Source organism: Planctomycetota bacterium (assembly GCA_039182125.1).
GTDB lineage: Bacteria > Planctomycetota > Phycisphaerae > Tepidisphaerales > Tepidisphaeraceae > JBCDCH01.
In genome coordinates this window covers 1-10,357 of sequence record JBCDCH010000107.1, presented here as the reverse complement: position 1 = coordinate 10,357, position 10,357 = coordinate 1, and the positions used below count along the sequence as shown (strand labels likewise).

8 protein-coding genes are annotated in these 10,357 nt (G+C 62.8%); 3 read left to right on the top strand and 5 right to left on the bottom strand.

The window, feature by feature from the left end; all coding sequences use genetic code 11:
* Positions 1-240: 240 nt before the first annotated feature.
* Complete coding sequence (locus AAGD32_17750) at positions 241-414, bottom strand: hypothetical protein (protein ID MEM8876092.1); 174 nt, start codon at positions 412-414, stop codon at positions 241-243.
* A 58-nt stretch (positions 415-472) separates the two neighbouring features.
* Positions 473-676, bottom strand: coding sequence for a sigma 54-interacting transcriptional regulator (locus tag AAGD32_17745; protein MEM8876091.1), 204 nt, complete (start codon positions 674-676; stop codon positions 473-475).
* Positions 677-813: 137 nt separating this feature from the next.
* Between AAGD32_17745 and AAGD32_17740 the strand changes: the two genes are divergently transcribed.
* Positions 814-1,029, top strand: a complete 216-nt coding sequence (locus tag AAGD32_17740; protein ID MEM8876090.1) for an RNA 3'-terminal phosphate cyclase — start codon at positions 814-816, stop codon at positions 1,027-1,029.
* Positions 1,030-1,058: 29 nt separating this feature from the next.
* Here the strand turns inward: AAGD32_17740 and AAGD32_17735 are convergent, their stop codons facing one another.
* Entirely contained in the window at positions 1,059-4,055 is a 2,997-nt protein-coding gene (locus AAGD32_17735) for a glycoside hydrolase family 2 TIM barrel-domain containing protein (GenBank protein ID MEM8876089.1), read from the bottom strand.
* Between the two features lie 108 nt (positions 4,056-4,163).
* Between AAGD32_17735 and melA the strand changes: the two genes are divergently transcribed.
* Positions 4,164-5,753, top strand: a complete 1,590-nt coding sequence (gene melA / locus AAGD32_17730) for an alpha-galactosidase (GenBank protein MEM8876088.1) — start codon at positions 4,164-4,166, stop codon at positions 5,751-5,753.
* 135 nt (positions 5,754-5,888) lie between these two features.
* Here melA and AAGD32_17725 read toward each other — a convergent pair whose 3' ends face one another.
* Together AAGD32_17725 and AAGD32_17720 are read right to left on the bottom strand one after the other, a co-directional pair.
* Entirely contained in the window at positions 5,889-6,827 is a 939-nt protein-coding gene (locus AAGD32_17725) for a glycoside hydrolase family 130 protein (protein ID MEM8876087.1), read from the bottom strand.
* Positions 6,828-6,847: 20 nt separating this feature from the next.
* Positions 6,848-8,899: an alpha-amylase family protein gene (locus AAGD32_17720; protein ID MEM8876086.1), complete on the bottom strand. Its 2,052-nt coding sequence runs from the start codon at positions 8,897-8,899 to the stop codon at positions 6,848-6,850.
* A 291-nt stretch (positions 8,900-9,190) separates the two neighbouring features.
* Here AAGD32_17720 and AAGD32_17715 point away from each other — a divergent pair, with 291 nt between their 5' ends.
* Positions 9,191-10,261: a LacI family DNA-binding transcriptional regulator gene (locus AAGD32_17715; GenBank protein MEM8876085.1), complete on the top strand. Its 1,071-nt coding sequence runs from the start codon at positions 9,191-9,193 to the stop codon at positions 10,259-10,261.
* The last annotated feature ends 96 nt before the right edge of the window (positions 10,262-10,357 follow it).

Sequence of the window (10,357 nt, the reverse complement as noted above, 5' to 3'; positions counted from 1 at the left end):
GCCTCGCCCTCGCCGCCGCTGTGCAGCTCGATGGCGTAGTACTTGTTGCGATTGGTCTTCAGGTCCGTGACCTGCAGGACCGCCTTGCGGACAACTTGGAAATCGTCGGGAAAGGCTGGCTGTGCCGTGTCGTATTGCTTCCATGCTTTGGCCACAAAACACCCCTCGGGCTGAACGCGGAACGTACCGAACCGGGGCGTGCGCTTCAACGGCAAAACACGGAAAATGTTGGGGTGGTGTTCAGGTCGCCCGGACGGCCGCGAACGTGAGCCCGAACCGGGCGAGGTACTTTCGTAAGCGGTCGGCGTCGTTGGCGGTCTTGCGTTGGGCTCGGCTCACGGCGAACAACTCACGCCCGGCGGCCGAGAGGTTTGGACTGGCCCGGCAAACACGAATGACCTCGGCCAGTTGCACCGCGTCGAAGCGGTCGATCGGCCCGACCCCGGCGGGGAGCTGCGACTCGACGGGGGGCTTAGATCGATGTCCTCACGCCGGTCTCGTCGAGGAAGAGCACGTCCTTGTCAGCTGTCTTGAGCAGGCTGGTCCGGAGCGCGGCGGCACCGGTGAAGGCGCCGCGTGTGTGGCCGAAGAGTGTCGAGCCGGCGGTATCGCCACCGAGGGTGGCGTAGTTGACGTCCACGAACATCCCCTTGGTCTGACCGCAACGTTTCTTCAATCCATAGATCTGTCGGGCGAGTTGGCTCTTACCAGTGCCGGTCAGCGACGGTGCTACTCGGATCGCTACCGTTCGACATCGCCGAGCGAGAACTCGCTCAGCTTCGGAAAGGGCTGCCCCGTTGGCCGAGCGATGCCATGCGTGTCGAGCAACTGGCTCCAACCGTCGGCCGATACCTCGCGGACCAGTTGCTCATCCCGCTCGCGCTGGCCGGTGGCAGCTTCACGAGCGCGATCCTCGACGCCCATGCCGAGACCAACGCCACCGTGATCCGACAAATGCTCGGCATCGCGATCGACCAAGTGTGCGATGGGAAAATCGTACGTTTCTCTTGTCCCGAACCGTGGTCGTAACCAGTCAATACAAAGGGAAACATGGCGGTTTAGCGTGCCAGTGCCGCGCGGATGTGTCCCGGCTGCTGGTTGGCGGATGGGCCGAGCCACAGGCGGAAACTCAGCGGCCTTGGGCGCAAGCGGTACGGCTCGGCCAACTCGGGGCCGCAGGAGTGGCTACCAAGTCCGTTGTGGCGATGGCCAAGATGTAGCGTCAGGCGGCCGCGTGTCGGTAGTTCGTCGGCGTGATGCGCGGCATCGAGGTCGGCGGTCGTGTGGCGATGGAGCTGGAAGTCGCCGGTGGTGGCAAAGACTGCCAGCCAATCACCGACACGCACCCAACGGATGTCGGTGCGCAAGCCATGATCCTGTGGCCGGGCGTAGGGCGTGTGAAGGTCGGCGATCGGCAGCGTGTAGCGCGAAACGATGGCGGCCGACTTGCTGTCGACGTAACACTCGCCCGGGCCGCGTCCGTACCACGTCGCTTCGTCGACCAACGGAAGTTCCATCACCAAGGCGACCCGTCCGATCATCTCCACGCGTCTCCAATCACCGAACGGCTCGGCCGTCACGTCGAGTCGAACACCGCCGGCCAACGGCCGGTATCGATAGGCGACGCGATGGCCCAGCGCTTCGACCGGCGGGCCGACCGTCGCATGAAGCGTGCCGCCGCCATCATCATCATCGGGCTGCCACGCATCGATGCGGTGTTGTTCGTGTTGGAGTTGGAGCCTCCGCCAACTGCGGGCGACATTCTCACCGACGCCACGGGCTTCGTTGTCGATGGGGCTCCGCCAGAACGTGAGTCGTGGGGCGGCGAGATCGTCGAGCGCGAGCGTCTTGTCCGCTTCGTCGTAGCGGATGGTCATTGCCGCGGCGGATTCGCTTGGGAGATTCGGCCTCTCGCCGGGGGCCAGCTCAAACTGGCAAACCGACACCTCGTGTTTGGCCTCGGCCCATGATGTTGCGTCGCGCAACACGAACCGCACGGTCAAATGACGTTCACCCTCGCCGGTCGGCTCGCAGGGTAGGTCGATGATGCCCGGTTCGATGTCGAGTTCGCCGTGGTGCTGAACCGCGCCTTCGGCCAGTTGCTCCCAACACAGCCGCAACGTCGTGACGTCGAGAAAAGGATCACGTGTTACGATCCGCAAGCGACAACCGTCGACCTGCTCGGCGACGATGGGGGCGTGGACTTGTTTCAGCTCGCGCAGACCTGGCGTGGGTGTGCGGTCGGCGAAGAGCAAGCCGTCGCAGACAAAGTTGCCGTCGTTCGGTTCGTCGCCGAAGTCGCCGCCGTAGCTGATGCGTGGCGTGCCGTCGGGCAGGGTGGTGAGGAGGCCATGGTCGATCCACTCCCAGACGCCGCCGCCGCAGAGGCGTGGGTGTTTCCAGATGATGTCCCAGTAGTCGGCGAGTCCGCCGGGGCCGTTGCCCATCGCATGGGCGTACTCGCAGAGGAAGAACGGCTTGCCCTTCCAGTCGTCACACGGTTGACCGTCGGGTCGCCAATAGGGCGGGGGCAAATCCTCGCCGGCCGACGCCTCGACTAACCGATCGAGCGACGTGTACATCTGGCTCACCACATCCGCGTGTTCGGCCCGCCAGTCGCCTTCGTAATGGACCAGTCGGGTCTTGTCGTTTGCCTTGCACCATTGTCCCATCGCGGCGGTGTTCGCACCGCAGCCGCTCTCGTTCCCGAGGCTCCACATGATGACACAGGTGTGATTACGGTCGCGGGCGACGGTGCGTTCGATGCGGTCGAGGTGTGCCGCCTTCCACTCAGGGTCGTCGCTGAGCCGATACGCCGGGGTCGCCTTCAGCATGCCGTGGGATTCGAGATCGCATTCGTCGATGACGAGCAGTCCGTAGCGGTCACACAGGTCGAGGAAGTGGGGGTGGGGCGGGTAATGCGCGGTGCGGACGAAGTTGATGTTGTGCCGTTTCATCAGCAGCACATCGGCGAGCATGTCGTCGCGTGTGACGGCTCGGCCGCGGGTCTGGGACCACTCGTGCCGATTGACGCCACGGAGTTTGATCGGCTCCCCATTGAGCCGCAGCACGCCGTCGGTTGTGACGTCGACGTTGCGGAAGCCGACGCGGAAGGGGATGTGCCGTTGCTCGCCGCTCGGTTCCGCGAGACTGATTGACAGGTCGTAGAGCTGCGGTGACTCAGGTGTCCACATTTCAACACGGTCCACCAGTTGGTTGACTTCGGTCGCACCAAACGGTTCTGCCACCACGAATCTGTCACCGAGATGAAGCCCCGCGCTTTCGATCTGTCCGTTTTTGGCAACGATGCGCAATCGCCCTTGCCCAGTGGCATCGTCGAAAATCGCCGTGACAGCGATGTCGAACTCGGGCGTCGGCTCCGCCAAAAGTGTTACGTCGCGGAAGATGCCCGACAGCCACCACATGTCCTGGTCTTCGAGGTAGCTGTGGTCGCCGAACTGGATGCACCGCACGGCGATCGTGTTGGTGCCGGGTTGGAGGTGGTCGGTGATGTCGAACTCGGCCATCAGCCGGCTGCCCTTGCTCATCCCGACGTCCTTGCCGTTGACAGCAACGGTAAAGCAGCCGTCCACGCCGTCGAATCGCAGCACCTTTCGCATGCCGTCCCAGTCGGTTGGCACGTCGAAGCTGCGGGCGTACACGCCGGTCGGGTTGTGGTCGGACACGTGCGGCGGATCGCAGGGCCAGGGGTAGGCCCAGTTCGTGTAATGCGGCCGACTGATCGCGCCGTACGTTCCGCCGCTCGGCGTCAGTTCGCCAGCCAACTGCCAATGCCCGGGTACCTCGATCTCGTCCGGCAGGTCACGTTTCATCCAACCGCTCGGCACTGCCTCGGGCCGTCGGAACAACTCGAAACCCCAGGTTCCGTTGAGCGAACGCTCCCACGGCGACGGGTTGCCATCGTTGATCGCTGCCAACGCAGCCTCGGCCGTCGGATAACTCGTGAACCGGCTACGTGGCGGCAGGCGGTTGCGATGTGTGAGTGTCGGGTCAAGGTGCTCGGGTAGCGGACCGACGGCGGGATCAAGTGTCATGGCAGGGCAAGTTAAGGAACGTGCGGCAGTCGGCGTCCACGAGCCGAAAGCAGATTACCTCACCGATGACGCGCTACGCCGAAAACCATTTACGCTTGGTGATCGACCATGCCCTTACGAATTGCCTTCATCGGTGCCGGCTCGTTCGGCTTCACACGCACCCTCGTCCGCGACATCCTGTTGGTGCTGGAGCTACGCGACGTACACATCGCGCTCCATGACATCGACGAGCAGGCGCAGGAACGCATGGCCCAAATCCTGCGCAAGGAGATCACCGGCAACGACCTGCCCGCGACGATCTCGACGCACCTCGAACGAAAGGCCGCACTCGATGGGGCGAACTACATCATCAGCTGCGTCCGCATCGGCGGCGTCGAGGCGTTCCAGACCGACATCGACATCCCGCTCACCTACGGCATCGACCAGTGCGTCGGTGACACGCTCTGCATCGGCGGGATCATGTACGGCCAACGCAACGTCCCGCAGATGCTTGCGTTCCAACGGGATGCCAAAGCCGTCGCGGCCGAGGGGTGTCTGTTCCTGAACTACGCCAACCCGATGGCGATCAACACTTGGGCCGCGCTCGATGCGGCCGACCGTGGGCAGGGCGTCGACACCGTCGGCCTCTGCCACGGCGTCGAAGGCGGCTGGTGGCAGATCGACTCGGTCCTCGCGCGCCTTGCCGGCAACGAGGAGTACGACTGGCACGACCTGCGCCGACACCAGCGCACGCAGATCGTCTGCGCCGGGATCAACCACCAGACGTGGTACGTCAAGATCATCCACGACGGTCGGCTTATCGGACGTGACGAGTTGCTTGAAGCATTCGAGGCGCATCCGAAATGGTCGGAGCGCGAGCCGGTCCGCATCGATGTGCTGCGGCGGTTCGGCTGCTACTCGACCGAGTCCAACGGCCACCTCAGCGAGTACGTCCCGTGGTACCGCAAGCGCTTCGGCACCGACCCGACCGCCGCCCAGCGCTGGGTCGGTAAGGGTGACTGGATTCACGGCGAGACCGGCGGCTACCTACGCATCACCACCGAAGCCCGCCAACTCTTCGACGCCGACTTCGAGAAACTCCTCGGCGAAGCCGGCGGGCCGATGGACGCATGGCGCCGCAGCACCGAGCACGGCAGCCACATCATCGAAGCCCGCGAAACCGGTCGGCCGTACCGCGGTCACTTCAACGTCCGCAACGCCGGCATCATCGCCAACCTCCCGGATGATTGCATCGTCGAAGCCCCGGGCTATGTCGACCGCACCGGCATCCAGATGAGCGCCGGCATCGAACTACCGCAGGCGTGTGCCGCGACCTGCCGCGCGAGCATCGACGTGCAGCGCATGGCCAAGGACGCTGCCGTTGCCGGCGACGTGACGCTGCTCAAACAAGCCGTCCTGCACGATCCGCTGACGGCGTCGATCTGCGAACCCGAAGAGATCTGGCAAATGGTCGATGAGATGCTCGTCGCGCAGCGACGCTGGCTGCCCAACTACAGCAATGTCGATATCGACGCTGCTCGTGAGCGCTTGGCCCAGCACGACCGCAACGGCACCCGCGTGAAGCGTCGTACCTGGAAAGGCGCGGCCCGCAAGCCCGTCCGCACCGTCGAGCAATTGCACCGCGAAGAAAGCTCCGCCATGCTCAGCGCCGACAAAGCCGCCGCCAACCGCACACCTGCGTCCTCCGGCGTCCGATAATCGGCCTTATGTTGAGCAGCGGAGTGCCACCCACAAAGGCAAGAAAACAGGACTGACAAGGCTCTTCAGCAGTGTCAATTGGATTCTCGGCGGAGTTTGCCGTGATGGACGGTCAGGAATCGAGCCATACTTTGATCATGCCTCGTCGCAGAGTTCGAGCAGCTTGTCGACGGTGGTGAAGCCCAGGCACATGACCGTGTCGGCGCCGCCGTAGTAGAGCTTGATGGTGCCGTCGTCTTCGGGGACGACGCCGGCGGTGAAGACGACGCTGGGGGTTTGGCCGTGGAGCTCGTAGTCCATCGTCGGCGTGAGGATCGGCTTGCGGCTAATGGCGGTGATCTTGCTCGGGTCGTCGAGGTCGTGGAGGCAGACGCCGAGTTGGTAGATCAGGTGTGCCTTGGCCTGGGATCGGACGCCGTGGAAGATGTTGAGCCAGCCGCGTTCGGTTTTGATCGGCACTGCGCCGGCGCCGACCTTGCTCCACGCCCAGTCGATCTTGCTCTTGGGCATGATGCAGTCGCCGCGGCCCCAGTGGATCAGGTCCTTGGAGTAGCTGATCCACATGTCGCCGCTGTCCCACGTGGTAAGCGGCCGATCGAGTCGGACGTAGTCGTCGCCGAACTTCTCGGGGAACAACACGACGTTGCGGTTACCCGCGTCGGTGATGAAGCCGTGCCAAGTGAACGTCTCGAAGTCCTTGGTCGACTGCAGCGCGCCGCGGCAATCGTAGGGGCTGTGGGTGGCGTGGGTGAGGTAGTACGTGTCGCCGATCTTGGTAACGCGCGGGTCGTAGAAGTTGATCGCCGCGTACTTCTGGAACATCGGGTCATCGACCGGCATGTCGATCGGCTTGTCGCGCGGCGTGAACTTCAAACCGTCTCCCGACTCGGCGATCCAGAAGTACGCCTTGAGCCCCGCGTCCTCACAGCGGCAGACCATGAGGTACTTGCCCTCGTGCTTGTGAATGCCGGAGTTGAAGCAATGGATGATGTGGTACTCGTCGGGGAAGTCCTTGCCGGTGAGGATCGGATTCTGGGCGTAGCGCTCGACGGGGCTGTAGTTGTGGAAAGTCATGTTGGGCTTCGTGGGATGCGTTAGGCGTAGGACAGTTCGACGATCTGGTGGCCGACGAGTTTGGGGACGGTGATGTTGACGGCGTCGCCGTCTTGATGGATCGGCAGATCGCCGCCGTCGGGGACGAGCTTGGCCGACTTGATCGCCTTTGGCGTGCGGAGGGTGAGGGTCAGGTCGTGCAGCGGGATGACGTCCTCGACGGTGTCGAACGCATCGCCGCGACGTTCGGGGATGTAGTGCTGAAGGTGCATGGCGTAGCGGCTCTGCTTGGCCTGCTCGTTGAGCGTGACGATCAACGTCGACGGACCGTCGTGGCTGACGAGCGTGTTGTCGAGGAGCAAGTTGATCGCGTTACGAACGATCCGCTTCACCCATCGGCACGCCTCGTAGTCATACATTCGGAAGACCGGGTGAGCGAAGTAGATCACCCGTCCCTTGCGAACAGCCGACGGGTAGACGAACTCACCGTTGGTCGGTGCATACTGGTGCGAGCAGAACGTGTTCCACGTGCGGTTGAAGTACGGCCTTTCGGTTTTGGCCAGTACTTCCGAGCCGTCGGTCGGCGTGACGTCGACTCCCCGCTGGGCCATGACGTAGCGCGTGTCGTTGAGGCCTTCCATGAGCGCGGCCTCGGGATGCAGGAAGTCCGGCTGGAACTCGGCGTTGCCGTTGAACTTCACGCCGAACAGGTCCGTCGCAAACGCATCGCCGGCTTCGTTGAGGCCCGACTTGTACGAGAGGATCAGCGACCCCCCGCCGGCGACGTAATCCTCGAACTTCTTCGCCAGTGCCGGCGACACGGTGACTTTCTCCGGCAGGATGATCAACCGATACTTCGAGAAGTCGCGTTCAGAGTCGATCAGGTCGAACTGTTGGCCCAGCTCGGCGAGCATGCGAACCGCGCCGAAGTCGGTCCGGCCCTGCGACTCTTCCTGGTGATGGAACACGCCCTCGGACTCTTGGAACTCCTCGGGGTTCATCACGGCGACATCGGTGACGGCGACGGCGTCTTGGCACCACGGCTCTTTCTTCTTGACCGACTCGAAGACGCCGCCGATCAACTCGTAGGTCGTTTTGTCGAGGATGCCACGCGGCGGGAGTTGATCCCCGATGCAGGTCGCATCCGCAGCCAGTGCGAGCATGTTGAAGATTTCGAAGTCGAGGGACGCTTCGTTCTTGTAGCTGTGGAAGTCGCCCCAGGAGGAGTGGAACTTGCCGGTCATGCCGAGCGTCGGTTTACCCAGTCCACGGGCATAGCGCTGTGACGCGGGAAAGTGCATGTACCCCCACCCGCCGCCGGGGAGCGATTCGAGTTCGAAGTGGGTGTACGCGTCGGCGTTGTGGCGATGGCGATAACCGATGTGGCCAGAGTTGTAGAAAATCGTGCAGTCGTCGGTGTACTCGGGCAGTGCTTTAACGAAGTCGGTCATCGTCTTCTCGAAATCGGCGATGACCTTGCGGGAGAACTGCGTGCGGTGGTTGTGGTTGTGTAGGTCGAGCCCGGCGTTGTCCATCGCATCAAGCCAGCGCTTTTCGTAGGAGAAGTACGGCACCACGATGTCCCACCAGAGCCCGTCGACGGGCATCATCTGGAAGATCTCTCGGACGTGGTTCTGTAGGAACTCCACGAAGCCAGGATGGGAGACGTCGAGCCGGTCGTAGAATCCGTGATCGGGGTGTAGCAGTGACGAGGCGGACTCCGGCCCTCCGTCACCCCGGCCGTGGGGTTTGAGCACCTCATCCCGCAAAAGCCATTCGGGGTGCTCGTCGGCGGTGAACTTGTCCCATTGGACCGTGATGTAGATCGGGACGCGGATGCCGTGCTTGTGGCAGGCTTCGATCTGTTCGGGCAGCAGATTGGGCCTTTTGAGATGCGGGTGGATGCGTTCGGGATTGATCTTGGAGGGGTAGTACAAATGCCCGTGGTGACACCGGGCGAACATGTTGATCGAATTGACGTGAGCATCGGCGAGTCGTCGGCCGAACTGGTCGGGGTCGAAATCCGCGCCGATGTCTTCGATCAGCGGTGACGTGTGGAAATCGAGATGGATGTGGCGGTATGGCAGGGACATCGGGGCAGGATCCTGAGGGTTGGAGCGGTCGTGACGTGGACCGCCCCGCCGGTGGGCGGGTGATTCGGGGAAATGTTGCCCGAAAGGATGCCGGGAACACAACCCGGCCGAAAAAAGTGTCGCGCTTGCTCACGGCGACATGTGCGATTAACTTAGCACTTGTTCAACGGTAAACAAGTGTGGCCGCCGGCAACTCCTCGACCCCATCCTGGGCGACTGTTCAGCCGTTTTGTAACCCAAAAGCACACTTCCACGTGACGACGTCAATTTTACCTGTCACGATGCGGGATCATGGCAACCACCCTCCAAGACATCGCGGATGCGGTCGGCGTCTCCAAGGTGACGGTCTCCAAGGTCCTGCGCGGCAAGGTCAAAGGTTCCTGGCCCAAGTCCGCCCAACGGGTCCAGCAGATCCGCGAGGTCGCCGAACGGATGGGCTATCAGGTCGATTGGCGGGCCAAGGCACTCCAAAGCGGTCGGACCCAGATGGTCGGCTTGCTCTCGACCACACGTCCTGAGACTGACACGCACGATCCGGCCCTGGTCTCCGGGCTCACCGACACGCTGGGCGCGGCAGGTTATCACGTCGCCTTTTACCGCATTCGCGACAACGCCGAGCACAGCGGATTCGCGGATGCTCGCTTTGATGGCGTCATCATCGACTATCACATCGAGCCCGAGGAGATCGCACTGATCCAACGGGCCGAACTGCCGGCCGTCATCATCAACGCACCGTCGGCCAAGGGCATTGCGTCGGTGATGCCCAATCACGAGAACATCGGTCGCATGGCTGCCCGGCACCTGCTCGAACTCGGGCATCGTTGCATCGGTTTCCTGCAGTCGGCCGACGGTGAAAAGCGGATTTGGCCCCAACACATGTACCGCGCATGGCGCCGTGGAATCCTCGCCGAGATGAAAACGGCGGGTTGCGGCGACGGATACACCGACATCATCCCGCCCGACGAAATCCAAACCATCGGCCCAAAGGCGTTCGCCCCAAATCTCAAGAAACTGGCCGCAGACCCCGAACGTCCCACAGCGATCATCGGGAAGAACCCCGACAAGACGTTCGACTTGGTCATCAATCAGTTGTCGGGCACGGGCCTGAAAATCCCACGCGACCTGAGCGTCATGTCCATCACCGACCAGCCGGAACTCGCCTGGGTTACGCCCGCGATCACGGCCATCGACTTGAACTTTGCCGGCATCGCTCGCCAGGCCGCTGTCGAACTTCTTCGCCAGATCGAGCCGGACAGCGGCGTGATCGATCAACTACCCGACACGGGTACAACGCAACCGGTTCTGAACATTCGCGGGTCCACGTCGGCCCCAAGAACTTCCTCACGTCGTAGCGCGGTTTGATCGCCGTGTTGCGATTTCTTCCAACCCCTTATCCCATGCTCTCCCGGACTACCGCACTCATCGCCGCGTTGCTGCTCATGCCGTTTCTGCTTGGTC

Bases quoted from the DNA above. Each gene is read 5' to 3' on its own strand.
- AAGD32_17740 (MEM8876090.1), top strand. From the start codon at position 814: ATGCGTGTCGAGCAACTGGCTCCAACCGTCGGCCGATACCTCGCGGAC.
- AAGD32_17735 (MEM8876089.1), bottom strand. From the start codon at position 4,055: ATGACACTTGATCCCGCCGTCGGTCCGCTACCCGAGCACCTTGACCCG.
- melA (MEM8876088.1), top strand. From the start codon at position 4,164: ATGCCCTTACGAATTGCCTTCATCGGTGCCGGCTCGTTCGGCTTCACA.
- AAGD32_17725 (MEM8876087.1), bottom strand. From the start codon at position 6,827: ATGACTTTCCACAACTACAGCCCCGTCGAGCGCTACGCCCAGAATCCG.
- AAGD32_17720 (MEM8876086.1), bottom strand. From the start codon at position 8,899: ATGTCCCTGCCATACCGCCACATCCATCTCGATTTCCACACGTCACCG.
- AAGD32_17715 (MEM8876085.1), top strand. From the start codon at position 9,191: ATGGCAACCACCCTCCAAGACATCGCGGATGCGGTCGGCGTCTCCAAG.